Here is a 25,002-nt window from a genome sequence, read left to right on the forward strand (position 1 = left end):
ACCGTAGCGCCGGTCGTGGGCCGGACGCGTACGGGAGAGGCCGCGAACACCGCGCTCAGTGGAACGGTAGGGCGATCCGCCCGGGTCAGGAGGAGAGGGTGGCGACCAGGGAGATCTCGGCACCCGGGGAGAGCAACCGGGAAATCGGGCAGTTTGCCTTCGCACCCTCGGCGAGCTTCTGGAACTCGGCCTCGTCGATCCCCGGCACATCGCCGACGGTCTCGAGGTCGATCCGGGTGACCGAGAAGCCACCGTCGGTCTTGTCCAGGTGGACCTTGGCGGTGGTCTCCACCGAGGTCGGGGTGAAGCCGGCGTCGGCCAGCCCCTTCGAGAAGGCCATCGAGAAGCAGCCGGCGTGAGCCGCGCCGATCAGCTCCTCGGGGTTGGTCCCCTCGCCCTCCTGGAACCGGGACTTGAATGAGTAGTTCCCCTCGAGCCCGCCGTTGCCGGTGCGGACCGTGCCGGAACCTTCGGTCAGATTGCCCTGCCAGCGGGCGGATGCGCTACGGATTGGCATGACCACGACGCTAGCCGAAAGCGGCCGGCGAAGCGACGGAGAGGGGTGGACCCGCCGCCGAGCGCGCCGCCCCTCACGTGACCCGGGCTGGTCAGGAAGCTGTGTCATGATGCGGCGAGGACCGCGCTACCCGGAAAGGGCTCGGCCATGGCCCAGGAGTACCCGATTCCCCGGCAGGATCAACGGTCGGACGGCGTCGCCATGGTGGAGTGGGGCGACCAGGCCGAGACCGGGCGGCCCGGCGGCCGGGGCGACCTGCTGACCCGACTGGCCCGCGACGCCCGGCTGGTGCCGGTGGTCGGCGGTCTGGGCGCGGTCGCCGCGTTCGCCTCCCTGGTCGGCGAGTGGACCGTCACCCGGGTGCCCGGTGCCGGCGCGGACGGCCTGCCGGCGGGGCGGGTGCCGGCCGGCATCGCCGAGGTGGGCAACTTCGGGACCGCGCACCTGGTGGGGGTCTCCGGCGTCGTCTGCTGCCTGGCACTGGTCCTCTTCGGCTCCCCCGGCAGCCGACGCAACGCGCGCGTACTCGGGTTGGCCATCTCCGGTGCGCTGCTCGCCGTACTCGTCGCCGCGACGCTGACCATGGACGACACCGCCCGGCTGGGGCTCTACGCGACCGACCCCAACCTGCGCATCGAGTACGGGCGCGGCCTGGTGACGGCGTACGTCGCCACCGGGCTGCTCGGACTCGCACTGCTGCTGGCCGGGCGGGTGGGCGTACCCGTGCCGGTGGAGGACCGGCCGGCGGCCGGCGCGACCGACGGTCCGGAGCCGGCCGGGGTCGAACCGGAGAGCCCCTTCTCCTGGCGTCGGCAGGGCACCGGCGATCCGGACGACGACCTGGACGAGGGCCCGCGTGACCTGACGGTCGGGCCGACCGCCCCGTTCGCCAGCCCGGAGCCGCCCGACCCCCGCTGACGTCGCCGACCGGCGGGGCCGGGGCGGGGCGACCCGGTGGGCCCGCCCGGGGCGATATCGCGGTGACCGCCCGGTGCCGCTGCCGGTAGGCTCACTTCCCGTGATTGACCTGCGTCTGCTTCGCGACGAACCGGAAACCGTCCGTGCCAGCCAGCGTGCCCGTAGCGAGTCCGAGTCTCTCGTCGACGACCTGCTGCACGCCGACGAGCGGCGGCGGGCCGAGGTCGGGCGGTTCGAGGCGCTGCGGGCCGAGCAGAAGCAGCTCGGCAAGCAGATGCCTCGGGCTACCGGTGACGAGCGGACCGCGCTGTTGGCGCGTACCAAGGAGCTCTCGGCCGAGGTGAAGGCGGCCGAGGCGGCCGTCACCGACGCCGAGGCGGCGCTGCGCCGGGCGCAGTTCGCGGTCCCGAACGTGGTCGAGCAGGGCGCCCCGCCCGGCGGCGAGGACGACTACGTCGTGCTGCGCGAGGTCGGCGAGCGGCCGGTGATCGAGAACCCGCGCGACCACCTCGAGATCGGTGAGGCGTTGCGGGCGATCGACGTCGAGCGCGGCGCCAAGGTCTCGGGCAGCCGGTTCTACTACCTGACCGGGGTCGGCGCGCTGCTCCAGCTCGGTCTGCTGCAACTGGCCGTCGCCCAGGCGGTGGAGTACGGCTTCATCCCGGCGATCACCCCCGCGCTGGTCAAGCCGGAGTCGATGGAGGGCACCGGCTTCCTCGGCGCGCACGCCAGCGAGGTCTACCGGCTCGAAGCGGACGACATCTTCCTGGTCGGCACGAGCGAGGTGCCGCTGGCGGCGTACCACTCGCAGGAGATCCTGAAGCTGGACGACGAGCCGCTGCGCTACGCAGGCTGGTCGTCGTGTTTCCGCCGAGAGGCCGGCTCGTACGGCAAGGACACCCGGGGGATCATGCGGGTGCACCAGTTCGACAAGGTCGAGATGTTCTCCTACTGCCGGCCGGAGCAGGCGCACGACGAGCACCTGCGGCTGCTGGCCTGGGAGGAGGAGATGCTCGCCAAGGTCGAGATCCCGTACCGGGTGATCGACGTGGCAGCGGGCGACCTCGGCTCCAGCGCGGCACGCAAGTACGACTGCGAGGCGTGGGTGCCGTCGCAGGGGCGCTACCGGGAGGTCACCTCGACCTCGAACTGCACCACCTTCCAGGCCCGCCGGCTCAACGTCCGGTACCGGGACGAGGAGGGCAAGCCGCAGTTCGCCGCCACGCTCAACGGCACGCTGGCGACCACCCGTTGGCTCGTACCGATCCTGGAGAACCACCAGCAACCGGACGGATCGGTACGAGTTCCCAAGGCGCTCCAGCCGTACCTCGGCGGCCGGGACGTGCTCGAACCGAGCTGACCGCCGGCCCCACCCCAGCGCCACGACCGACGACCGGCCGCCCGATCGACCAGGGCGGCCGGTCGTCGGTGTTCCCGGCGCCGGTCCGCAGTATTAGTCCGGAAGTCATGGGCACGTCGCACCGAGTGAGATACGTTTGCTCCCCCGCCGTCGCGGACAGCCCCGGACTGGACGAATCCCACCAGCTCGGAAGGGCTGGAGGAGGCGGGCGAGGAGGAATCATGCCCCGACCCGGACTGCCCAAGCTGATCGCCACCGACCTGGACGGCACCCTGGTGCGCAGCGACGACACCGTCTCGGCCTTCACCCACGAGGTGCTCGACCGGGTGCGCGCCGCCGGCATCCCGGTGGTCGGTGCCACCGGTCGTGGGCCGCGCCTGGCCGAGTTGAGCCGCAACGACATCCGCGCGGCGGACTTCCTGGTGATGGCCGGGGGCGGTTGGGTGGTCGACCAGACCGACCCGCTCGGGCCGGTGGTGCTGCGGGAGGAGCGACTTCCCGGCACGGTGCTGACTGAACTGCTGGCCGCACTGGAGGCGGGCGTCGGCCCGCTGACCGTGATGGTGGAGGCGCTGGACACCCAGGACGCCCCGCTCTGGGGTGACTTCGACCCGACCTGGCCGTACCCGGACCGGTTCGAGGCCCGGCCCCGGATCGACTGCTGCTCGACCGACGTGATCAAGGCGTTCGCCCGTACCCCGGACCACGACGTCGACGCGCTGCTCGACGCGGCCCGGCGGATCGTACCGCCGGAGCAGGCCACGGTGACCCAGGCCGGACTCGGCTTCATCGAGATCTGCCCGCCCGGGGTGGACAAGGCGACCGGGCTGGCCGTCGTCGCCGACCGGCTCGGGGTCGACCCGGCCGAGGTGCTGGTCTTCGGCGACATGCCGAACGACCTGCCGATGTTCGAGTGGGCCGGCTGGGGCCGGGTGGCCGTCAGCAACGCGCACCCGAGCGTACGGTCGATCGCGGACGAGGTCACGTTGCGCAACGACGACGACGGGGTCGCGGTCTACCTGGACCGACTACTGTCCCGTTGATGGATCAACTGCCCCGGCTCGTCGCCACCGATCTCGACGGCACCCTGGTACGCGAGGACCGGGCGGTCAGCGCCCGTACGGCCGACGCGCTGGCCCGAGCCACGGCGGCGGGGACCCGGGTGGTGCTGGTGACCGGTCGACCGATCCGTTGGCTGGCCGGGGTGTACGAGCAACTGCACGCGCCCGTACCGGCGATCTGCGCCAACGGCGCGGTGGTCTACGACCCGGTCGAGGACGTGGTGCTGCGCGCCGACCCGCTCGCCCCGGAACTGCTTGCCGAGGTCGCCCGGCGGCTGCGGGCCGAGGTTCCCGGGGTACGGCTGGCGGTCGAGATCACCGACGGGCGGCAGATGCGGCACGAGGCCGACTGGCCACTGCGTTGGGAGGTCGGTGACCCGGCCGTACGGCGCATCACCTCGCCCGAGGAGCTCTTCTCCGTACCGGCGGTCAAGCTGCTCGCCCGCGCCGGCACCCAGGACCCGGACGTCTTCGTACGGGTGGTGGCGGGGGCGCTGGCCGGGATGGCCGAGGCAACCCACTCGTCGTCGTCGGGACTGGTGGAGATCTCCGCCGCCGGGGTGACCAAGGCGGCCGGGCTGGCGTGGCTCTGCGCTCGCGACGGTGTGCGGGCCGACCAGGTGGTGGCGTTCGGCGACATGCCGAACGACCTGCCGATGCTCGCCTGGGCGGGTCACGCGGTGGCGGTGGCCAACGCGCATCCGGCCGTGCTCGAAGTCGCTGACGTGGTGACCCTCAGCAACGAGGAGGACGGCGTGGCCGCCTACCTGGAGGACCTGCTCCGGTCGGTCGAGCCACCGGCACCGGTCTCCGGCCCGTAGCCCGCGCGGGCGGCCGGCGGGTTTCCGCCGCCGCCCGTACCGGTGGCGGTCAGAGGTACTGGCCGGTGTTCGGGTTCTCGCCCGGCTGACCGGCGCCCGGGATGCCCGGGATCATGCCGGCGCCCTGGGGGCCGATCGGGAGGGCCGGACGGCCGCCGCGCATCTGCTCCAGTTGCAGCCTGGCCGCCATCTGCTGGGCCACCAGCGCGGCCTGGATGCCGTGGAACAGCCCCTCCAGCCAGCCGACGAGCTGGGCCTGGGCGATCCGCAGCTCGGCCTCGCTGGGCGTGACGCCCTCCTCGAACGGCAGCGAGAGGCGTTCTAGCTCCTCGCGCAGTTCGGGGGCGAGACCGTCCTCCAGCTCGACGATCGACCGCTGGTGGATCTCCCGGAGGCGGTGCCGGCTCGCCTCGTCCAGCGGGGCGGCCTTGACCTCCTCCAGCAACTGCTTGATCATGCTGCCGATGCGCATCACCTTGGCCGGCTGCTCGATCAGGCTGCCCGGGTCCTCACCCTGCTTGTCACCACCGACCGGCACGGTGCCGACCGGCTGACCGTCCGGGCCGACCACCACCACGGTGCCGGGCCGGCCGGCCTCCGGGCGACTCGACTCGTCGTTCTGCTTCTCGGGGCGCGAGTTCTCGGGGCGCGAGGCATCCGTCATTACCCCATTTTCGCGCAGTGCGCGTACCTGCCGCCGCCCGGTACCGGGATACCGTCTGGCCGTGTACCCCGATCCCCGAGCGGTTCTCACGCGTACCGCGCCCGCACCCGACTCCACGGTCCGCTACGGCGACGGACCCGAACACCTGGCCGACGTACGGCTTCCCGCGCCCGTCGACGGCCCGCCCCGCCCCCTGGTGGTGGTGATCCACGGCGGCTTCTGGCGGGCCGAGTACGACCGAGGCCACACCTCACCGCTCGCCGCCGACCTCGCCTCGCGGGGCTATCCGGTGGCACAACTGGAGTACCGGCGCACCGGGCAGGTGGACGGCGGCTGGCCGGGCACCCTCGACGACGTACTGACCGGGGTGGCGGCACTGCCGGACCTGGTCGAGCCGCTGCTCTCCGGCACCGGCAGCAGCTCCGGCAGGGGCAGCGGGCGGCCGGGGCCGATTCTGCTCGGGCACTCGGCGGGTGGGCAGCTCGCGCTGCACTGCGCCCGTCACCTGCCGGGTCGGGTGGGTGGCGTACTCGCGCTGGCGCCGGTCAGCGACCTGGCCGAGGCGTACCGGCTCGACCTCGACGGTGGGGCGGTGGCCGCACTGCTCGGCGGCGGGCCGGACGAGTTCCCGGGCCGGTACGCGGTGGCCGACCCGTTCCACGCTGCCGTGGAATCGTCCGGCTCTGATCGATCATCGCAAGTGGCAGAATACTCACCCACTGTGATTCTGCACGGGGCACTCGACGCACAGGTGCCGGTCGGGATGAGCCGTCGGTACGCCGCCGTGGCCGGATCCAATTGCCGGCTGATCGAGCTGCCTGAGTGCGAGCATTTCGGGCTCATCGATCCCGAATCACCCGCCTGGCACACGGTCACCGACGCACTACTTTCGCTTCATCGGTGACGTCTCATTCCGTGAACAGATGATCGACTGACATTGACTCAGCGTCGTCAAACCGGTAAAACGCGGAGGGGCTGTGGGTCGCCCATTGACGTTCGGGGAGGAACAACCTGTGTCGCAGATGGACCGCAGGCAGGCACTCAAACTCTTTGCCGCACTCGGCGGCACGGGGCTGGCCGCCGCGTGTAGTACCGACACCGGGACGGAGGCGGCTGACGGTGGACCGGTCAGCGACCAGCCGATCCGGATCGGTCTGATGGCGCCACAGGCCGGTGGCTACAAGCCGATCGGCGACGAGATCGCAAAGGGCTTCCAGCTCTTTCTCGACCTGAATGACGGGCGGCTGGGGGGCCACCCGGTCGAGCTGCTCCGGGCCGACGAGGGCGAGACGGCGCAGACCGGCAAGGCCGCCCTGGACGGGCTGCTCAAGCAGAACGTGCTCGCCCTGACCGGGGTGGTGAACTCCTCGGTCATGCTCGGCATCCGGGACGCGGTCGAGCAGGCCAAGGTGCCACTGGTCGGCTCGAACGCCTCACCCTCCTCACTGCAGAGCGTCGTCTACATCTGGCGCACCTCGTACGTCAACGACGAGCCGGGCCGCGCGCTCGCACCGTACGTGGCGGAAAGGGTGACCCGGGGGCAGAAAATCGCCATTATCGCCCCGGACGGACAGAGTGGCCAGGATGCGGTGGCCGGCTTCCGGGAGGGATTCCCGGCCTCCGATCCCCGAATCTCGGCGCCGGTGCTCTGGACCGAATTCTCCGCCAATCCCGGCAAGGGCGCTTTCTCCGCCAAGATCGAACAACTGCAGGACCGGAACCCGCACGCGATCTTCTGCTTCTACGCCGGTGCCGCCGCGGTGGAGTTCCTCAAGCAACTGCGCGCTTCCGGTTACCGGGGGGCGATCTACGCGCCCGGGTTCCTCACCGAGGGCACGGTGCTCGACCAACTCAAGCCGGAAGAGGCGGAAGGAATCATCACCGCTCTCAACTACTCCGCCGACCTGAACAACTCGGCCAACCGGCGGTTCGCCTCGGCGTTCCGCAAGGCACACGGCGCCTCGCCGACGACGTACGCGATGGCCTCCTACGACGCGGCGCAGGTGTTGAACAAGGCGATCCGGCTCGCCGGGACGCGCCCGAACCCGCAGCAGGTGAACCTGGCGCTCGGCAAGGTGGGGCAGATCGACAGCCCGCGCGGGCCGTGGCAGTTCAACCAGCCCCGTACGCCGCAGCAGAAGTGGTACCTGCGCAAGGTCCAGCGGGACGGTCAACTCCTGTCGAACGTACTGGTCAACGAGCTGGCGACGCTCGGATAGTCGCACCGGCGGGCGGGGAGACCGCGACGCGGCTCCCCGCCCGAGAACGGCTCAGGCCGGCGAGAACGGCTCAGTGACGGCCAGACCGACTCAGTGACGCAGTTCGGCGATGCAGCACTTGACGCTGCCGCCGCCCTTCTTCAGCTCGCCCAACTCGACCGGCACCGGAACGTAACCGGCCGCCGCGATCCGGCTGGCCAGCCCGGTGGCCTCGCTGTTGAGCACCACGTGCCGACCGTCGCCGACCAGGTTCAGGCCGAAGGCGAGCGCGTCCGCCTCGTCGGCGAGCACGGCGTCCGGGAAGAGTTGGGCCAGCACCTGTTGGGAGGCGGCCGAGAAGGCGCCCGGGTAGTAGACGACGTTCCGGTCGTCGAGCGCGGCCAGCGCGGTGTCGAGGTGGTAGAAGCGCGGGTCGACCAGGCGCAGTGAGACCACCGGGCGGCCCAGCGTCTCCTGCGCCTCGGCGTGTGCGGAGACCTCGGTACGGAAGCCGTACCCGGCCAGGATCGTCCCGCCGTTCGCCTCCGGCAGGTACGCGAAGTCACCCTCGCCCTCGTTGGTCACCGTCGGGGCGACGTACCGCCAGCCCTGGGCCTCGTAGAAGGCACGGTGCAGGGCCGCCTCGGCGGTCCGCTGCTCGTACCGGAAGCGGGCGCCGTAGACGGTGCCGTCGACCACGAAGGCGCCGTTGGCCGCGAACACCATGTCCGGCAGGCCGGGTTCCGGCTGTAGCACGTGCACGGTGTGGCCGAGGCCGAGCAGGGTCTCCCGCATCCGGTCCCACTGCTTCACGGCCAACTCGACGTCGACCGGCGCGGTGGGATCCATCCACGGGTTGATCACGTACTGCACGCCGAAGTACTCGGGCGCGCACAGGAGATATGTCCGCTTTCGCGGGATCCGCCGCTGGTTCACGGATACCAAGGGTAGGTACCCTGGACCTGCACAAACAGCCGGATCTGTTGCTTGCAAGAGGCGGAACGTTGCAGATAGACGAGATAGATCAGCGAATCATTGCGTCCCTCGTCGCGGACGCGCGCCAGTCGTACGCGGAGATCGGCAGCCGGGTCTCGCTCTCCGCGCCGGCGGTCAAGCGTCGGGTGGACCGGCTGCGGGCCGGCGGGGTGATCCGCGCCTTCACCGCCGTGGTGGACCCGGCGGCGGTGGGCTGGACCACCGAGGCGTTCGTCGAGCTCTTCTGCACCGGCCGGACCACTCCCGCGCAGCTCACGGTGGCGACCCGGCGGCACCCGGAGGTGGTCGGCGCGTACACCGTCTCCGGCGAGGCGGACGCCCTGGTCCACCTCCGCGCCGCCGACATCACCCACCTGGAGCAGGCGCTCGAACGGCTCCGCGCGGAACCGTTCGTCACCTCGACCAGGAGCATGATCGTGCTGTCCCGGCTGGTCGACTCGCCCACCGTGATCCCCGCACCGACGGCCGGCTGACCTCCACGAACCCGTCGTCCCGCCCGCCCGGGGCCGCCGCCGCACGCACCCGGTCAGCGCGGACCGGGCGTCGCGTCGCTGCCACCCCAGCTCAGACCGCCGAGTCCGGCCGCCCGATGGAAGCCGGGATGTTCGCGTACGTCCGCGCAGATCTCCTCGTCCGGGCCGACCGCGCCGCAGAAGAGCGGTTCGATGTGGTTCCAGGTGTCGGCCCGGGAGAGCAGCGGCGCGTGCACGCCGACCTCGGGACGGAGCACGCTGAGCCCCTCGGCGTAGCTGACCGCGTGTGCCCGCGCCTCGTCCAGGTTCGCCGCCGGAAAGGTCAGGTGCAGCGTGTAGCGGGTGTGGGTGGCCTGCTCCGGCCAGGTCGGGCCGGACTGCCGGGGGAACTGCGGAGGACGCTTCAGGGCGTGCGCCACGGCCGCCCGGACCGGCTCGGAGACGTCCGCTCCGTCAAGTACGGCAAACAGGTCCGCCTCCCGCTCGGGTTGGGCATAGTGGGGCTTGTGCCAGTGTGGCGAGCGGTTGTCGATCACCAATACCTCCCGGTACGCGCGCGGTAGCGTCCTATGTCGATATTTCTCGTGAAACAGGGTGACGAAGCAGTCACAGAGAGCATGCATGGGATTTCTCCTGGATGCAACGCCGCAAATCGGGATGGACCGCTAGACCCTCCTTGATCGACCAAGTTCGGATCACCGGCAAGTGGAACGCGAGCCGGGGTTCGTGCGTCGTACCGGCCATGACTCGCAGGCGTACACCCCGTCCCGCGCTTGTCGTCGCCGGCTGCGCGCTGCTCACCACGCTCGCCCTGGTCGCCGGCAGCACCTCGGCACCGGAACGGCACGAGCCGAGACCGGATCCCGGTGTGCCGGCCGGCGGCATGCGACTCGTCGCCTTCGACTCGTGCGCGGAGGCGCTGACCGGGCTCAGGTCGGCCGCGAAGGCGTACGTCGGGCCCTGGGGTCTCGGGGGTGACGTCGTCCCCATGCTGGACGCGGCGGGCGGTGCGGGCCGGTCGGCGGCCCAGCGGGCGGCACCCGCCGGGGCGGCGCCGCCACCGGCCGCGCCCGAGGCAGCCGCCGACGCGGCGGCGGGTTACTCCGGCACCAACACGCACGAGGCCGGCGTGGACGAACCCGACCTGGTCAAGACCGACGGCCGTCGGATCGTCACGGTCAACGGCGGAATCCTGTACGTGATCGACCCGGTCAGCCGGCAGCGGACCGGCCGGCTCGAACTGTTCCCGCCCGACGACCCGGGCCGGTGGAGCGAGAGCAACCTGCTGTTGCACGGCGACCGGGCACTGGTCCTGGTACGCGACGGCTGGGGCGGCGTGGCGACGCCGGCCGTCGGTCGACCCGCGATCGTGCCCGGAACCGGCGAACTGCCACCCTCGCCGGACACGGTCAGCGGCCCACGGCTGATCCTGGTCGACCTGACCGGTGCGCCCCGGGTCATCGCCCAGTACCGCACCGACGGCTCCCTGGTGGACGCGAGGCAGGTGGGCGCCACCGTACGGATCGTGGTCCGCTCCGCGCCGCGCCTGGTCTTCCCGTACCGGGAGACCGGCAGCGACGACGACCGGATCGCCGCCAACCGCGACATCATCGACCGGGCGCCGACCGAAGCCTGGCTTCCCCGCTACGAGATCACCACCGGCGGCACCACCCGGACCGGGCAGGTCGGCTGCGACCGGCTGGTCCGCCCGGCGCACTACTCCGGTGCGTCGATGGTTACCCTGCTCAACTTCGACCTCGGCGCCCCCACCCTGGACGACGCCGCCCCGCTCGCGGTCGTCGCGGACGGCGACACCGTCTACAGCACCGGATCCCGGCTCTACCTCACCAACGACCAGCGGTGGCGGTTCGCGGGGAGGGAAGACATCGGTGGCTTCGCTCCACAGGAGAGGGACGAGGTCACCGAGATCTACCAGTTCGACACCGCCGGCTCGGGCCCGGCGCGGTACCTCACCGCCACCACCGTCGAGGGCTGGCTGATCAATCAGTACGCGATGTCGGAGTGGAACGGCCACCTCCGCGTCGCCACCACCACCGGCCAGATCCGGGGCGGGGACCGGGACTCCAGTTCGACCGTGTACGTGCTGCGGGCGGACGGCCGCACACTGACCGAGACCGGCCGGGTGACCGGTCTGGGCAAGGGAGAGCGGATCTACGCCGTACGGTTCGCCGCCGGCACCGGGTACGTCGTCACCTTCCGCCAGACCGACCCGCTGTACACGGTGGACCTGACCCGTCCGGAGGCGCCGAGGGTCACCGGCGAGCTGAAGATCACCGGATACTCGGCGTACCTGCATCCGATCGAGGAGGGTCGGCTGCTCGGAATCGGTCAGGAGGCCGACGGACAGGGCGTCACCCAGGGGACCCAGCTTTCGCTGTTCGACGTCTCCGACCTCAGCCGGCCCCAGCGGCTGGCCCAGCACCTGATCCGGCAGGGCCACTCGGAGGCCGAATCCGACCCGCACGCCTTCCTCTACTGGCCGGCACAGCGGCTGGTCGTGGTGCCGCTGACCGAGTACGGCACGGCCCGGACCAGGCCAGGCCAGCTTCCCACCCAGGGTGCGCTGACGCTGCGGCTGACCGAGCGCGGCTTCACCCCGACGGGTCAGATCGAGCACACCTCGAAGGCCGGTCCGGAACGGAACGGCATGATCCGACGGTCGCTGGTGGTCGGCGACACGCTCTGGACCGTCTCGGACGCCGGTCTGATGGCCACCCGCCTCTCCACCATGGACAGCGCCGGCTGGGTCGAGCTGTCCTAGCCCGGCTCAGAGGTACATGCCGGTACGGTGTTCGCCGGTCTCCCGGTTGGTCGGCTTGTCGCCCTCGCCGAAGAAGCGCTTGCCGCCGAACTCGCCGTGCAGCCGGTCGTCCAACTCGTCGGCGAGACCCGTCATCACCTGGACCGCCAGCATCAGGTGGGTGGCCTGGAAGTTCCGGCCGAAGACCGGGATGGAGGCCCAGACGGTGTCGTTGGTGCAGTAGAGCCGACCGATCGGCATCCGGTTGGTCAGCTCGGAGAGCTTGACGTAGAGCTGCTCGGTCGGCTCGATCTCGGTGAGAACCGGCGAGAAGACGTCGACCAGTGGCGGGTTGTCGCGGACCCGGACGAAGACCATCGCCGAGCCGGCCCGGATGTTGATGTCGCCGTCCGAGTCAACCTGCAACTGGTCCGAAGTGGACTTCATCATGGTCGAGACGACCGTGCGCACCCGCTCCTCCAGCGGGATCACGTCGTCGCCGGCCGCCTGGGCGGCCCTAGCGGCGGCCAGCGCCTCGGCCAGGTCGGCCTCGGTGCCGCCGGACTCGGACTCGGAGTCGGTATCGGCGGTCAGCGCGGCGCGGGCCGTACCGAGTGGCTCCACGGCGATCGGTTCCTCGTCGGCGTCCTGCGTCAGGTAGACCAGGAACGCCGGGTGCGGCGCGCCGTACACGTCGCGCAGTGTGCGTACGACGGTGGTGGCGAGGCGGCTCGCCTCCGACGTACCGCTGCGGAGCCCGAAATGCGGCCCGGACCCCTCGATCACACCGGGCGGCGACCAGCCGAGCGCGACCATCTCGGCGACGGCGCCCCGGTTGAGCCGGAAGCCCTCGGGCAGCGCGGCGTTACCGACCGCGCGGGCGCCGATCCGGCCCTCGGCACCGATCTCGATGCTGACCGAGTAGATGGCGTCACCAGTGCCGGAGGCGGTGGGGTCGAGGGTGACCTCCAGTTGCGCACCGGGCGGCAGCGTACGCAGGGCAACGGCGAGCGCACGGGCGAACTCCTGCCATGCCTCGGTCACCTTGGCCTGAAGGTCCGCCGTGCTGGGCTCGTCGAGCAGGATCGACTCGTGCTGGACCGGCCAGGCGTCGCCGGCCAGCGGGGAACCGTTCGAGGCAGGCTCGGCCGCGTCCGACCCGGCCGCCGAGGGGTGCTCTGCGTTCATGATCGCCTCCGTCCGTCAGGCACACACCCTACCCAGCGCAACAGCCGCGCGGCACAGTGCCGACCCGCATCGGACACTCCCGGCGCTCGTGGTCCAGAGGCGCCGCCAGTGCCGGTACTGGACACAGCGACGCCCCCGCACCGGTCCAGGCGCGGAGGGCGGGTGAGATCTGCTAGCGGCGCTTGGCCAAACCGACGAACGCCTGCCACGCGTCCGGGCCGAAGGAGAGGACCGGACCGGACCGGTCCTTGCTGTCCCGTACGAGGACACGGGCGGTAAGGTTGTCGGCCACCTCTACGCAATTCCCCTGATTTCCGCTGCTGCGAGTGCTCTTACGCCACACAGGGGCCGGGTCAGTCATGATCGGTGATCGCCTTCGCTGTGAGGTCTTTGGACAGGTGCACCGACAGGGCCAACCCGGTGACGATCTCCCACGCTACTTCCAGCCGATCCAGGTCCGCGCCTTCCACCATCAGCCGTCCCCGCAACTGGTCATCGACGTAGCCCGTCCGCCCCTTCCCGGGAAGCGTGGCGAGAACGAATGCACCGGAAAGGCCAGCACTACGAGCACAACCAGGATCTGCACCTCCGGCACCCAGCGACGCCCCCGCGCCGGGGTGGGCACGGAGGGCGGGTGACGGTTATCAGCGCTGCTTGGCGAACCCGACGAACGCCCGCCAGGCAGCGGGGGCAATCGCCAACATTTCGCCCTCGCGGTCCTTCGTGTCTCGGACGAGCACAACGTCTGCGAGGTTGTCGGCGACCTCTACGCAGTCACCGTTACCACTGCCGCTGCTGCGGCTGCTCTTACGCCAAACGGCCTGGGAGAAATCCACGGTCACCCTTCCTTCTTCAACGCGTCTCGCGCCTTCATGATGAGCGCACGAGATTCCTCAGGGCTTGCGGCTGCCGCCCGCAGATGGTCGAACGCAAGGGTATACCGCGCGACCTCCGACTCTCGCTCGACGTGCAGGTCGCCCGTCAATGCCTCCGCGAAGACGATCGTCGGATGTTCCGGGAAGCGCATCACCGTGAACGCACCGTTAAGGCCGGGATGCCACACGACGGACTGCGGCAAGACCTGCACCGTCACGCCCTGCTCCGGCGTCGCGAGCCGGTCAAGCTGCTCAGCCAACACCGCAGGGCCGCCGATAGGGCGACGTAGGAGCGACTCGTCGAGAACCACCCAAAGGTCGAGGCCGTAACCGGTCATCCGACCCTGCCTCGCCATCCGGGCATCGACCAGTCGGTCAACCTCCTCCGGCGACTGCCACCTCGGGTCGCTCGCAAAGATCGCGCGTGCGTACTCGGGTGTCTGAAGTAGACCGGTGATCGCACCCCACGACCAGGTATGCAGCACCTGCGCCTCTGCCTCAAAGGCGACAAACGTGCTCAGGTTGTCCGTGATCACGTCTCGGTATTTGTGCCACCAGCCACGCTCACGCCCAGCTCGGGCGAGTTGCCAGTACTGCTCACGAAGGGCCGGCTCCACACCGTAGAGATCGAGCATCAGGAACAAGTCACCACGCCCGACGCCACTTTGTGCCAGCTCGATACGACTGACCTTGCCCTGGGAGCAACCAAGCTCCGCCGCAACCGCCTCGGCGGAGAGGTTCGCCGCGAGCCGTAGCGCTCGCAGTCGCAGGCCGAGCTGCCTGGCGCGAACGTTGGTCGTCCACTTCTCCGATGCCATACCGGGAGTCAACACGATGGATCAGTAAGGATCAAGCTACAGACCGTTGCGCCACCTTCGATGCATGATGCAATATGGAGACATCGAGGAATTGATGCATGCGAGATGGTGATGCGAATCCTCCACCGTCGCGGGCAACGAGGTAGGGAGTCGATATGAGACATCGGAAGCAGGAGTCGTCGCCGCCGGGCCAACAACACCGCCGTGTCTGGCGCGGCTTCCGCCGATACTGCGTGTGTGGTCTGCGCTGGCCGTGTCTCGACCGGGGAACGCCCCCAAAGGGCGCACGCTTGTATGGCACCGACCCGACACGGCGCCCCGCATGGGCCGATGAGCGGACGGTGAACCTGGGACCGATGCTCACGTTCGGCCAGCGTGTGGCCTACCGCGTGCCCCGGAACAGAGGCCGGAATGCTCGGTGATTCGCTCGTTGAGGTGGGCGACGTGATCCACGCGGAGAAGGACGACTATCGCCGGACCTGTGTGCCCGCCTATCAGGACAACATGGGTGACCTTCATTTGCGGGTGACGCAGGTACCGATCGACGCGGGGGTGTACGACACCGAGTGGGTCACCGTGCGCGGGATCGAGAAGCCGACGGGTAAGCCCGAGCTGCCCGAGGCGGTGTACGTGATTCGTCGGCGGGTCCTGACGGAGATCGAACGGCCCGCGCCGACGGGACCGGACTGGTGATCGAGCCGAAGCCGGTCGCGACCCGGCAAATTCACCTACCGCTGCGCCCCGTCTGGTGCTGCCGGCTCTGCGCCCAGCCGTGGCCGTGCGCCGACGCCCGGCTCGACCTGACCGTGAGCTTCCGACACCAACGGGTCGCGTTGATGCTCTACCTCGCGACGCAGTTCGTGGACGCCATCTCCGACCTGCACGTCTACGACGCCGCCCTCGGTCCACCACCGGACGTACGGGCCATCTTCGAACGCATCATGTGCTGGGCGCCGCCGGACCGTTCCACACCTCAGGTCGGGGGCCACGAAGCCTGACCCCGGACCGGCCCCGCCCTGGGCACGCGTCGTCTTCCCCCGTGGACGACGCCCCAGGGCGGGCCTCTCTACCGGCGGGGCGGCCCGGGTCAGGCGGCGTTGTCGGAGGCGGCGGGGCCGTCCGGTGGCGGCCAGGAGCGGGCAAGCGCCGCGAGCCGTTCGGCGGCCTGTGCCGGGTCCGCGCCGCGCCCGACCGCGATCCCCAACAGGTACGCCGTGACCGGCGCACCCGGACGCAGCACCTGGTGTGCGACATCCCGGGCGAGGTCGAGCACCACCGGGACGTCGGCCATGGAAGGGTCCAGCCCCAGCTCGGCGCAGGCCGTGCCCACCCAGTCGTCGAGGGTCCCCATCAGCCGGTCACCGTGATCCGGTCGGTCGGCGTGACCTGGTCGGAAATCCTCATCGTGTCGTCCACTCCTCGGCTCGGCGTACGTCGTCGTCAGTGTCGCAGTCGAACCACGGCGGCGGCCCCGATCCGGGCCACTGGATCTCGATCACGGTCAGTTCCGCGACCATGGCCCGGATCGACGCGCCGGCCAGTGTTCCGTCGCGCCGTTGCGCGAGGCGGTCGAGCGCGGCGGTCAGCGCGTCGAACCGCCAGACGCCGCAGAGCAGTTGTCGCCGCCCGTCGTCGTCCCGGTAGAGGACCCCGTCGGCCGTCGACCCGGCGAGTCGACCGGTCAGCAGGGCGACGGCTTCGGCGGTCAGCAACGGCAGGTCGGCGGCGAGCAGCGCGACGAACTCCGGCAGCTCGGGCCGATCGCCGCTGGCATCGACAGGGTCACCGGCTGGTCCCCGGGTATTGCCGGCGAGCATGGCGAGGCCGGCGGCGGTCGCGGCCACCGGTCCACCGCCCGGCGGGTCCTCGCGGGTGACCAGCACTCCGGGCGGCAGGTCGACGGCCGGGCCGACGACCACCCGTGGCGTCGCGAGGGCAACCGCCGTGAGCACCCGGTCCCGCATCGGGCGACCGGCCACCGGGACCGCCGGCTTGTCCACACCGCCCATGCGTCGGGCCGCACCACCGGTGAGCACCACCGCCGCCAGTCCACCCATCGGCCAACCGTAGCCGTATCCGCGCTCAGCCGGCGTTGCGGCGGGACGGTCGCCAGTCCCGGCGCGGTGCCCGGGAGCGGCGTGGTCGGGCGGCCCGCGCGTTCGGCGTGCCCGGTCCGGCTCGGCGCGGATCGGTGGTCCGTCGGCCCCGGCGACCACGCCGGACGGGCGACACCCAGCTCTCGTCCAGCGCCGACGGTGGCAGGCCACCGTTGAGCACGTCGGCCATGAGCTGCGCCATCGAGTAGCCGGGGTCGTCGGCGAGGGCCCGCTCCACCGCCACCGCCGCCAACGCGCCGTTCCCCCTGCGCCAGGCCGCGAAGGCGAGCAGGCCACCGGGCGCCGCCGCCAGCCCCGGCTCGGCCCGACGCAGCACGTCCGTCCAGAGCGCCGTCTGCCAGTCGTCCGGACCGATCCGCTCCCACGCGTGGTCGCGTACGTCCAGGTGGGTGAGGAGAACGGTCAGCCAGGCCACCTCGTCGTCGCGTAGCCGCGCCCGCGCGCGGTGCCGTCCCTCGGCGATGCGGACCGCCGCCAGCCCGGCGGAGCGGATCGCACGGATGCCGGTGGGATCGCTCGCCGGGGCGCCGGCCAGCAGGTCGAGCAGGCGCTGCCGGGCACGTACGGTGGCCTGACTCATCGCCTCGCGATCCGCGCCCTCGACCGGGGCGACCTGCCGGCTCAGCGCGGCCCGGTCGGGCAGCGCCACGTGACCGGCGAAGGTCGCGGCGGCGGCGACCGTGCTGGCGGCCGGGTCGAACGGCGTCCCCTCGGGCGGGCAGCAGCGGGGCTCCGCACACCGGTAGGACCAGTAACGGCCCTCGGTCACCCGCAGCGCGTCGAAGATCATCAGGCCCGAGCGCTGGACCACCGCCTCCATCCGGTCGACCGCTGGCGTGACGCGCTGGGCCGGGCCGTACCCGATGATGGTGACCGCCTGCGCGCCCTGCCGGCGGATCACCGCGGCCAGGTATTCGACCGCCTCGCGGAGCCGGGCCGGGTCCCCCGGCTCGGGCAGGTCACCCCGGGCGACAAAGACGATCCGGGTGTCCCGCATCGCGAGCAGCACCAGACTGTCGGCGGGATGGAACCCGAGCAGGTAGGGAACCGCGGAGAGCAAATCGGCGGTCGAGCGTACGGTGAGCTGCGGCGGATCGGTCGGGGTCATGCCCGGAGCCTGGCCCGGCGGGTGGTGTGATCGCCATGCCTCCCGCCAGCCCTGTGGACGACACGAGGTTATCCACAGGTACGGAAGGTAGTTTCCCTGCTCAGCCTCGCGACACCGGTACGGCATCCGGCCGAACCCGCGCGGTACGTTGCGCGGATGGACCTGGCGTACCTGCGGGCGCACCCACAGCACCTGCCCACCTTCCTCACCCACCAACGGATCAGGGAGACGCCGGTCGCGGGTGGCGACATCTGTGACGCCCGTCGGTTGACCCTGGACGACGGCAGTTCGGTGTTCGCCAAGAGCTGGCCGGAGGGGGCGGCGGTGCCCGTACCCGATGGGTTCTTCGCGGCCGAGGCGGCCGGGCTGCGCTGGTTGCGCGCGGCCGGTGCGGTGCCGGTGCCGGAGGTCGTCGCCGAGCTACCGGAACTACTCGCCCTGGAGTGGGTCGAGCCGGGGGCGGCGACCCCGGCGGCGGCGACCCGCTTCGGCCGGGAGTTGGCCGCGCTGCATCGGGCCGGTGCGCCCGCCTTCGGTGCCGACTGGTCCGGTTACATCGGTGCGCTGCCGCAGTCGAACACGCCGTCGACCGGACCGTGGCCGACCTGGTTCGCCGAGCACCGGTTGGCACCGTACCTCCGCCGCTCGGTCGACAACGGCGCGCTCGGACCGGCCGAGGTCGACCTGGTCGAGCGGGTGATGAACACCATCGACGGGTACGGCGGCGCCGAGCCCCCGTCACGAATCCACGGTGACCTCTGGCCGGGCAATGTGATCTGGGGCTCGGACGGACGGGTCTGGCTGGTCGACCCGGCCGCGCACGGCGGGCACCGGGAGACGGATCTGGCGCAGCTCGCGCTCTTCGGCGGCGCCCCCGAACTGCCCCGCATCATCGACGGCTACCAGGAGGTCTGGCCGCTCGCCGACGGTTGGCGGGCGCGGGTCCCGCTGCACCAGCTTCACCTGCTGCTGGTGCACACCGCCCTCTTCGGCGCGGCCTACCGGTCGGCGGTAAGCACGGCGGCTGGCTCCGCGCTGGACGGTTGACGGTATACCGTCGAACGATGGGCATCCCGGTGATCCAATCGACGGCCGCCGGACCGGCGCGGGCAACAACCCGGCCGGGGACGGACCAGAAGACCGAGACACCCGTACGACCGGAGGTCAACGGGTTGATCGACCGTTACCAGCGGCTCGCCACCGACCTGCGGGTCTCCCTGACCGACCGGTGCAACCTGCGCTGCACCTACTGCATGCCGGCCGAAGGGCTGCCCTGGTTGCCGAAGGACCGGCTGCTGACCGACGACGAGATCGTTCGCCTGGTCCGGGTGGCGGTGCAGAAACTCGGCGTGACCGGGGTCCGGTTCACCGGCGGGGAGCCGTTGATCCGTCCCGGACTGCCCGCCATCGTCGCCGCCGCCGCCCGGCTGGACCCCCGGCCGAAACTCTCGCTGACCACGAACGGCATCGGTCTGGCCCGGCTCGCCGGGACGTTGCGCGATGCCGGGCTGGACCGGGTCAACGTCTCGCTCGACACCATCGACCCGGACCGGTTCACCGCGCTGACCCGGCGGGACCGGTTGTCGGACGTACTCGCCGGGCTGGCCTCGGCCGCCGACGCCGGGCTGACCCCGGTGAAGATCAACTCGGTGCTGATGCGGGGTGTGAACGACCAGGACGCGCCGGACCTGCTCCGGTTCGCCCTCGCGCACGGTTACGAACTGCGCTTCATCGAGCAGATGCCGCTCGACGCCCAGCACGGCTGGGACCGCGCCTCGATGGTGACCGCGACCGAGATCCTGGCCGCCCTGAAGGCCGAGTTCACCCTGCTCCCCGACCCGGTCGAGCGGGGTGGCGCACCGGCCGAGACCTGGCTGGTGGACGGCTTCACCGCACTCGACGGCCGACCGGCCCGGGTCGGTGTGATCGGCAGCGTCACCCGGCCGTTCTGCGGCGACTGCGACCGGACCCGACTGACCGCCGACGGCCAGGTGCGGGCCTGCCTCTTCGCCACCGAGGAGTCCGACCTGCGCGAGGCGCTGCGGTCCGGCGCGGACGACGAGGAGTTGGCCGGGCGCTGGCGTACCGCGATGTGGGGCAAACGGGCCGGACACGACATCGACGACCCGACCTTTCTCCAGCCGGCCCGTCCGATGTCGGCGATCGGAGGTTGACCATGACATCACCGACCACCAACAGCACGACCGGCGTGTCGACGGTGAACGTGCGCTACTTCGCGGCGGCGCGGGCCGCGGCCGGGGTTTCCGAGGAGCCGGCTCCGGGCGGGATCGGCCTGGACGAGTTGGTCGACGTGCTCGGTATCCGGCACGGTGAACGGCTCGCCACCGTACTGAAGGTGGCCAGCTTCCTGGTGAACGGCGTGGTGCGGCACGACCGGCGACAACCGCTGCCGCCGGACGCCACGGTCGACGTACTCCCCCCGTTCGCCGGAGGCTGAGCCGCTCCGGGCAGCAGCCGCGTCGCCCGGCCGTTCGTTGACCCGTTGGTACGGGCAGCGCACGGGTGGGGGTGGCCGATGAGGATCGACCGCGCCGACGAACTCGTACGCGACCCGGAGGAGCCCGAACGGGCCACCTTCCTCGAACTCCTCTTCGACGTGGTGTTCGCCTTCGCGCTGACCCGGGTGTCGCAGCAACTGCTGGAGGCGATCGGCGACGGACGACGGATCGGTGTCATGGCCATTGCCGAGACCCTGGTGCTGCTGGTGGCGGTCTGGAACGTCTGGATCTTCACCTGCTGGGTGACGAGCCGGTTCAACCGGCTGGCCACCGCCATGCACCTGCTGTTCAGCGGGCTGATCGTGGCCAGTCTGCTGCTGGCGGTGGCGATGCCGCAGGCGTTCGGTGACCGGGGCATGCTCTTCGCCGCGGCGTTCGTGGGAGCGCAGGTCGGGCGCCCGATCTTCCTCGCCGTCCTGCTCGGCGGGCACCCCCGGCGGCGTAACGAGATCCGGCTGGTGTGCTGGGCGTCGCTGTCGGGCGTGTTCTGGATCGTCGGCGCGGTCCTGCCCCACGAGGTGCGGCTACCGCTCTGGGCGGTCGCGCTGGCCGTCGACTACCTGGGCGTACGGCTCGGTTGGCCGGCGCCGTGGCTCGGCCGCGAACAGAACGCGCAGTGGCGGCTGGCCGGTGCACACCTCGCCGAGCGTTACCAGCAGTTCCTCATCCTCGCGCTGGGTGAGTCGGTCCTCTTCATCGGGCTGACGTTCAGCGAGGGGCCGCTCGACTTCGGCCGTACGGTGGCCTTCCTCGTCTCCGTTGTAAGCACGCTGCTGCTCTGGCAGATCTACTTCCAGCGGGCCGGAAAGCTGTTGCCGGAGGCGATGGGTAGCACGCCGAACCCGGGCCGACTCGGACAGTCCTCGAACTACACGCAGTTTGCCCTGGTCGCCGGGGTGCTGCTCACGGCGGTCGCGAACGAACTGGCCATCGCCGACCCGCTCGGGGACACCCACCTGGCGTTCAGCGTGGTCGTGCTCGGCGGGCCGATCGTCTTCCTGATCGCCCGACTCCGGTTCGAGTACGAGGTCTTCGGCCGCTTCGCGCCGCCACTGCTCGTCGGGCCACTCCTGCTCGGCGCCCTGATCCCGGTGATGCTGCTCCCGCCCCCACTGGTCGGTCTCGTCGTGGCCACCCTGCTGCTGGCCGCCAGCGGCCTGGGCAACCTCTACCACGTCCGGAAGCGCGCCGTGACCACCCCGAATCCCCCGCTCTGACCGGGTACGGGCGGTGTGAGCAACGCGTACGGGCTGTGTGGCACGGGATCGGGGATCTCACGCTTGTGCGTGGCGCCACGCGCGGGCGGACCGGCCCATGACAGTATGCGGCGTGCCTCCGTTCAGCGCTGCATCTTCCGGCGGCTCCGTCATGGCCACCGGGTCCTTCGTCGCGGACCTGCACATCCACTCGAAGTACTCGCGCGCGTGCAGCCGGGACCTGACCCTGCCCAACCTCGGTTGGTGGGCCAAGCGCAAGGGCATCAGTGTGCTCGGCACCGGCGACTTCACCCACCCCGCCTGGTACGACCACCTGCGGGAGACCCTCCGCCCGGCCGAACCGGGGCTCTACCGGCTCAGCCCGGAGGCGGAGCGGGACATCGCCCGCCGGCTGCCGCCCCGGCTCTCCAGCGTGGCCGAGGCCAACCCGGTGCGTTACCAGCTCAGCGTGGAGATCTCCACGATCTACAAGCGGGACGACCGGACCCGTAAGGTGCACCACCTCGTCTACCTGCCCGACCTGGACGCGGTCGCCCGGTTCAACGGGGTGCTCGGCCGGATCGGCAACATCGGCTCGGACGGGCGGCCGATCCTCGGGCTCGACTCCCGTGACCTGTTGGAGATCGTGCTGGAGGCGAGCCCCGACGGTTACCTGGTGCCGGCGCACATCTGGACGCCGTGGTTCTCCGCCCTCGGGTCGAAGTCCGGCTTCGACGCGATCGCGGACTGCTACGCCGACCTCGCCGAACACATCTTCGCGGTGGAGACCGGACTCTCCAGTGACCCCGAGATGAACTGGCGGGTGTCCAGCCTCGACCGATACCGGCTGGTGTCGAACTCCGACGCGCACTCCCCCGCCGCGCTGGCCCGCGAGGCGACCGTCTTCGCCACCGAGGTCGACTACTTCGCGATCCGGTCGGCGATGCGTACGGGCGACGGGCTCGCCGGCACGATCGAGTTCTTTCCCGAGGAGGGGAAGTACCACGCCGACGGCCACCGCCTCTGCGGGGTCAACTGGGCGCCGGAGCGGACCCGTGAGGCCGGTGGGCTCTGCCCCGAGTGCGGCAAGCCGCTGACCGTCGGGGTGCTCAGCCGGGTCGAGGACCTTGCCGACCGGCCGGCGGGACACACCCCGTCCGGCGCGCCCCGGGTCACCCACCTGGTCCAGCTCGCCGAGATCCTGGGCGAGATCAACGGAGTCGGCCCGAAGTCGAAGACGGTCGAGGGCCAGCTCAACAACCTGGTCGCCGCGCTCGGCGCCGAACTCGACATCCTGACCTCGGTGCCGCTGGACGACCTACGGCAGTCGGGTGGCGAACGGATCGCCGAGGCGATCGGCCGCCTTCGCGCCGGTGAGGTGCGCCGGGTCCCCGGCTACGACGGCGAGTACGGCGTGATCAGTCTCTTCGCCCCGGACGAGCTGCGTGGCCCGGGCAGTGGCGCACAGCCGGACGCACTGTTCGACGTACCCGTGTCGGTGCCCCAGCCGCGACCGGCGGCGGAGTCGGCGCCGAAGCCACGGGCCAAGTCCGCCGCGAAGGCCGCCGAGCCGAAGCGTCGGCCCGCGCGGGCCGTGCCACCGCCGGCCCCGCCGATCGCACCGCCGCCGTCACCGCACGAGCCGTTCGAACCGATGCTGGCCGGGATGGAGGAGGTCGGCACCGGCCTGCTCGACCGACTGGACGCGATGCAGCGGGTGGCCGCCTCGGCACCCGGTGGGCCGCTGCTCATCGTCGCCGGTCCCGGCACCGGCAAGACCCGCACGCTGACCCACCGGATCGCGTACCTCTGCGCGGAGCTGAACGTCTTCCCGGAGCACTGCCTGGCGATCACCTTCACCCGGCGGGCTGCCGAGGAGTTGCAGGTCCGGCTGGACGGGCTGCTCGGCCCGGTGGCCGAGGACATCACCGTGGCCACCTTCCACTCGCTCGGCCTGGCCATCCTGCGCGAGCACCCGGCCGCCGCCGGCCTGCCGGCCGACTTCCGGATCGCCGACGACACCGAACGGACCGCCGCGCGCACCGAGGCCGGCGAGGACGACGCGGCGTACGTGAAGCTGCTTCGCGGTCAGGACCTGGTCGACCTGGACGAGCTGGTGACCCTGCCGGTGCGCGTGCTGCGCGAGGACCCGGAGCTGGTCCGGCACTACCGCGACCGCTGGCGCTGGGTGTTCGTGGACGAGTACCAGGACGTCGACGAGGTCCAGTACGAGCTGCTCCGGCTGCTCGTGCCGACGGACGGCAACCTCTGCGCGATCGGTGACCCGGACCAGGCGATCTACTCGTTCCGGGGTGCGGACGTGGCGTACTTCCTGCGGTTCTCGCAGGACTTCTCCGACGCCCGGCTGGTCCGGCTCACCCGCAACTACCGCTCGTCGGCGCCGATCCTGGCCGCCGCGGTCCAGGCCATCGCCCCGTCGTCGCTGGTACCGGGCCGGCGGCTGGACCCGGCCCGGCTCGACCCGGAGGCACCGCTGGTCGGCCGCTATTCGGCCGCGTCGGTCGCGGACGAGGCGAACTTCGTCGTACGGACCGTCGACGACCTGGTCGGCGGGCTGTCCCACCGGTCCCTCGACTCGGGCCGGATCGACGGCCGCAACTCGGGTGTCTCGTTCTCCGACATCGCCGTGCTCTACCGGACCGACGCGCAGGCGGCGCCGATCGTGGACGCGCTGGTCCGGGCCGGGGTGCCGGTGCAGAAGCGCTCGCACAACCGGCTGCGCGACCGGCCCGGGGTGGGGGTGATCGCGCGCGAGCTGCGGCACGCCGACGGGCTCGGCGGCTCACTGGCCGCCCGGGTACGTCTCGCCGGTCAGGTGCTCGCCGAGCGGTTCGCCACCCCGACCCTGGACGCGCCCGGCGGGGTCGGCCCGGACGAGATCCGCAACGCGGTCGACCTGCTCACCCCGCTGGCCCAGCGCTGCGGCGACGACCTGCCGCTGTTCCTGTCCCAGCTCGCCACCGGTGCCGAGGTCGACGCGCTCGACCCGCGCGCCGAGGCGGTCACCCTGCTCACCCTGCACGCCGCCAAGGGGCTGGAGTTCCCGGTGGTGTTCCTGGTCGGCTGCGAGGACGGGCTGCTCCCGCTCCGCTTCCCGGGTCGGCCGCCGACCGACGAGGACGTGGCCGAGGAGCGACGCCTGTTCTTCGTCGGGCTCACCCGGGCACAGGACCGGCTCTACCTCAGCCACACGGCCCGCCGGTCGCGGCACGGTCAGGAGAAGGAGACCGTACCGACGCCGTTCCTGGGTGCGATCGACGCCGGCCTCTTCGAACGGTTCGGCGACACCGAGCCGCGCCGCCCCAAGGACCGCCAACTCCGCCTGCTCTGACGCCTACCGCCCCGACGCCGGTCCAGATCTTCTGCTCTGGACACTGACCTGCCCCGACGC

General features: G+C 71.3%; 26 protein-coding genes. 15 read left to right on the plus strand and 11 right to left on the minus strand.

Annotated elements, in window-relative coordinates:
- Positions 1-85 precede the first annotated feature (85 nt).
- Positions 86-517, minus strand: coding sequence for an OsmC family protein (locus ACI2K4_RS19300; protein WP_404513073.1), 432 nt, complete (start codon positions 515-517; stop codon positions 86-88).
- A 147-nt stretch (positions 518-664) separates the two neighbouring features.
- Here ACI2K4_RS19300 and ACI2K4_RS19305 point away from each other — a divergent pair, with 147 nt between their 5' ends.
- From ACI2K4_RS19305 to ACI2K4_RS19320, 4 genes are all read left to right on the plus strand, one after another.
- Entirely contained in the window at positions 665-1,435 is a 771-nt protein-coding gene (locus tag ACI2K4_RS19305) for a hypothetical protein (RefSeq protein WP_404513074.1), read from the plus strand.
- A 100-nt stretch (positions 1,436-1,535) separates the two neighbouring features.
- Positions 1,536-2,795 carry a serine--tRNA ligase gene (serS, locus tag ACI2K4_RS19310; protein WP_404513075.1) on the plus strand — a complete coding sequence of 420 codons (1,260 nt, stop codon included), beginning with the start codon at positions 1,536-1,538 and terminating at the stop codon, positions 2,793-2,795.
- A 221-nt stretch (positions 2,796-3,016) separates the two neighbouring features.
- Positions 3,017-3,838: an HAD family hydrolase gene (locus tag ACI2K4_RS19315; RefSeq protein WP_404513076.1), complete on the plus strand. Its 822-nt coding sequence runs from the start codon at positions 3,017-3,019 to the stop codon at positions 3,836-3,838.
- Positions 3,838-4,677 carry an HAD family hydrolase gene (locus ACI2K4_RS19320; RefSeq protein WP_404513077.1) on the plus strand — a complete coding sequence of 280 codons (840 nt, stop codon included), beginning with the start codon at positions 3,838-3,840 and terminating at the stop codon, positions 4,675-4,677. Before ACI2K4_RS19315 ends, ACI2K4_RS19320 begins: the two co-directional genes overlap by 1 nt.
- A gap of 49 nt (positions 4,678-4,726) precedes the next feature.
- Here ACI2K4_RS19320 and ACI2K4_RS19325 read toward each other — a convergent pair whose 3' ends face one another.
- Positions 4,727-5,341 (minus strand): bacterial proteasome activator family protein, encoded by a 615-nt coding sequence (locus tag ACI2K4_RS19325; RefSeq protein WP_404513078.1) that lies wholly within the window; start codon positions 5,339-5,341, stop codon positions 4,727-4,729.
- 61 nt (positions 5,342-5,402) lie between these two features.
- On the opposite strand from ACI2K4_RS19325, the gene ACI2K4_RS19330 reads away from it, so the two are divergent.
- Both ACI2K4_RS19330 and ACI2K4_RS19335 read left to right on the plus strand, forming a co-directional pair.
- The gene (locus ACI2K4_RS19330; protein ID WP_404513079.1) at positions 5,403-6,245 is read left to right on the plus strand and encodes an alpha/beta hydrolase family protein; all 843 of its coding nucleotides are present in this window, start codon (positions 5,403-5,405) and stop codon (positions 6,243-6,245) included.
- A 109-nt stretch (positions 6,246-6,354) separates the two neighbouring features.
- Positions 6,355-7,560, plus strand: a complete 1,206-nt coding sequence (locus ACI2K4_RS19335; protein WP_404513080.1) for an ABC transporter substrate-binding protein — start codon at positions 6,355-6,357, stop codon at positions 7,558-7,560.
- 90 nt (positions 7,561-7,650) lie between these two features.
- Here ACI2K4_RS19335 and ddaH read toward each other — a convergent pair whose 3' ends face one another.
- Positions 7,651-8,484 carry a dimethylargininase gene (ddaH, locus tag ACI2K4_RS19340; RefSeq protein ID WP_404513081.1) on the minus strand — a complete coding sequence of 278 codons (834 nt, stop codon included), beginning with the start codon at positions 8,482-8,484 and terminating at the stop codon, positions 7,651-7,653.
- A 59-nt stretch (positions 8,485-8,543) separates the two neighbouring features.
- Here ddaH and ACI2K4_RS19345 point away from each other — a divergent pair, with 59 nt between their 5' ends.
- The gene (locus tag ACI2K4_RS19345; RefSeq protein WP_404513082.1) at positions 8,544-9,008 is read left to right on the plus strand and encodes an Lrp/AsnC family transcriptional regulator; all 465 of its coding nucleotides are present in this window, start codon (positions 8,544-8,546) and stop codon (positions 9,006-9,008) included.
- Between the two features lie 53 nt (positions 9,009-9,061).
- Here the strand turns inward: ACI2K4_RS19345 and ACI2K4_RS19350 are convergent, their stop codons facing one another.
- Positions 9,062-9,544 (minus strand): hypothetical protein, encoded by a 483-nt coding sequence (locus ACI2K4_RS19350; RefSeq protein ID WP_404513083.1) that lies wholly within the window; start codon positions 9,542-9,544, stop codon positions 9,062-9,064.
- Between the two features lie 206 nt (positions 9,545-9,750).
- Here ACI2K4_RS19350 and ACI2K4_RS19355 point away from each other — a divergent pair, with 206 nt between their 5' ends.
- Complete coding sequence (locus tag ACI2K4_RS19355) at positions 9,751-11,790, plus strand: beta-propeller domain-containing protein (protein WP_404513084.1); 2,040 nt, start codon at positions 9,751-9,753, stop codon at positions 11,788-11,790.
- A 6-nt stretch (positions 11,791-11,796) separates the two neighbouring features.
- Here ACI2K4_RS19355 and ACI2K4_RS19360 read toward each other — a convergent pair whose 3' ends face one another.
- The 4 genes from ACI2K4_RS19360 to ACI2K4_RS19375 form a co-directional block, all read right to left on the minus strand.
- Positions 11,797-12,957 carry a T3SS (YopN, CesT) and YbjN peptide-binding chaperone 1 gene (locus ACI2K4_RS19360; RefSeq protein WP_404513085.1) on the minus strand — a complete coding sequence of 387 codons (1,161 nt, stop codon included), beginning with the start codon at positions 12,955-12,957 and terminating at the stop codon, positions 11,797-11,799.
- A gap of 172 nt (positions 12,958-13,129) precedes the next feature.
- Positions 13,130-13,318 carry a DUF397 domain-containing protein gene (locus tag ACI2K4_RS19365; RefSeq protein ID WP_404513086.1) on the minus strand — a complete coding sequence of 63 codons (189 nt, stop codon included), beginning with the start codon at positions 13,316-13,318 and terminating at the stop codon, positions 13,130-13,132.
- A 283-nt stretch (positions 13,319-13,601) separates the two neighbouring features.
- On the minus strand, positions 13,602-13,799 hold the full coding sequence (locus ACI2K4_RS19370) for a DUF397 domain-containing protein (protein WP_404513087.1): 198 nt from the start codon (positions 13,797-13,799) through the stop codon (positions 13,602-13,604).
- Complete coding sequence (locus ACI2K4_RS19375; protein WP_404513088.1) at positions 13,796-14,650, minus strand: DUF5753 domain-containing protein; 855 nt, start codon at positions 14,648-14,650, stop codon at positions 13,796-13,798. Before ACI2K4_RS19375 ends, ACI2K4_RS19370 begins: the two co-directional genes overlap by 4 nt.
- Before the next feature lie 435 nt (positions 14,651-15,085).
- Here ACI2K4_RS19375 and ACI2K4_RS19380 point away from each other — a divergent pair, with 435 nt between their 5' ends.
- Together ACI2K4_RS19380 and ACI2K4_RS19385 are read left to right on the plus strand one after the other, a co-directional pair.
- Positions 15,086-15,343: a hypothetical protein gene (locus ACI2K4_RS19380; protein WP_404513089.1), complete on the plus strand. Its 258-nt coding sequence runs from the start codon at positions 15,086-15,088 to the stop codon at positions 15,341-15,343.
- Positions 15,340-15,648, plus strand: coding sequence for a hypothetical protein (locus ACI2K4_RS19385; protein WP_404513090.1), 309 nt, complete (start codon positions 15,340-15,342; stop codon positions 15,646-15,648). The genes ACI2K4_RS19380 and ACI2K4_RS19385 overlap by 4 nt, the downstream gene beginning before the upstream one ends.
- An 89-nt stretch (positions 15,649-15,737) precedes the next feature.
- Here ACI2K4_RS19385 and ACI2K4_RS19390 read toward each other — a convergent pair whose 3' ends face one another.
- The 3 genes from ACI2K4_RS19390 to ACI2K4_RS19400 are packed head-to-tail and all read right to left on the minus strand — an operon-like array spanning position 15,738 to position 17,875.
- Positions 15,738-16,004 carry a DUF6457 domain-containing protein gene (locus tag ACI2K4_RS19390; protein WP_404513398.1) on the minus strand — a complete coding sequence of 89 codons (267 nt, stop codon included), beginning with the start codon at positions 16,002-16,004 and terminating at the stop codon, positions 15,738-15,740.
- 46 nt (positions 16,005-16,050) lie between these two features.
- Positions 16,051-16,689, minus strand: coding sequence for a molybdenum cofactor guanylyltransferase (locus ACI2K4_RS19395; RefSeq protein WP_404513399.1), 639 nt, complete (start codon positions 16,687-16,689; stop codon positions 16,051-16,053).
- 43 nt (positions 16,690-16,732) lie between these two features.
- The gene (locus tag ACI2K4_RS19400) at positions 16,733-17,875 is read right to left on the minus strand and encodes a DUF4192 domain-containing protein (protein ID WP_404513091.1); all 1,143 of its coding nucleotides are present in this window, start codon (positions 17,873-17,875) and stop codon (positions 16,733-16,735) included.
- A 156-nt stretch (positions 17,876-18,031) separates the two neighbouring features.
- On the opposite strand from ACI2K4_RS19400, the gene ACI2K4_RS19405 reads away from it, so the two are divergent.
- The 5 genes from ACI2K4_RS19405 (at position 18,032) to ACI2K4_RS19425 (ending at position 24,942) form a co-directional block, all read left to right on the plus strand.
- On the plus strand, positions 18,032-18,922 hold the full coding sequence (locus ACI2K4_RS19405) for a fructosamine kinase family protein (RefSeq protein ID WP_404513092.1): 891 nt from the start codon (positions 18,032-18,034) through the stop codon (positions 18,920-18,922).
- Positions 18,923-18,939: 17 nt separating this feature from the next.
- A complete protein-coding gene (moaA, locus tag ACI2K4_RS19410; RefSeq protein ID WP_404513093.1) occupies positions 18,940-20,049 on the plus strand; it encodes a GTP 3',8-cyclase MoaA in 1,110 nt (369 codons plus the stop codon).
- Between the two features lie 2 nt (positions 20,050-20,051).
- The gene (locus ACI2K4_RS19415; RefSeq protein ID WP_404513094.1) at positions 20,052-20,333 is read left to right on the plus strand and encodes a MoaD/ThiS family protein; all 282 of its coding nucleotides are present in this window, start codon (positions 20,052-20,054) and stop codon (positions 20,331-20,333) included.
- 78 nt (positions 20,334-20,411) lie between these two features.
- A complete protein-coding gene (locus ACI2K4_RS19420) occupies positions 20,412-21,611 on the plus strand; it encodes a low temperature requirement protein A (RefSeq protein WP_404513095.1) in 1,200 nt (399 codons plus the stop codon).
- A 112-nt stretch (positions 21,612-21,723) separates the two neighbouring features.
- Positions 21,724-24,942, plus strand: a complete 3,219-nt coding sequence (locus ACI2K4_RS19425) for a UvrD-helicase domain-containing protein (RefSeq protein WP_404513096.1) — start codon at positions 21,724-21,726, stop codon at positions 24,940-24,942.
- The last annotated feature ends 60 nt before the right edge of the window (positions 24,943-25,002 follow it).

Origin of the sequence: Micromonospora sp. NPDC050397 (assembly GCF_044901685.1) — a bacterium.
Classification (GTDB): Bacteria; Actinomycetota; Actinomycetes; order Mycobacteriales; family Micromonosporaceae; genus Micromonospora_G.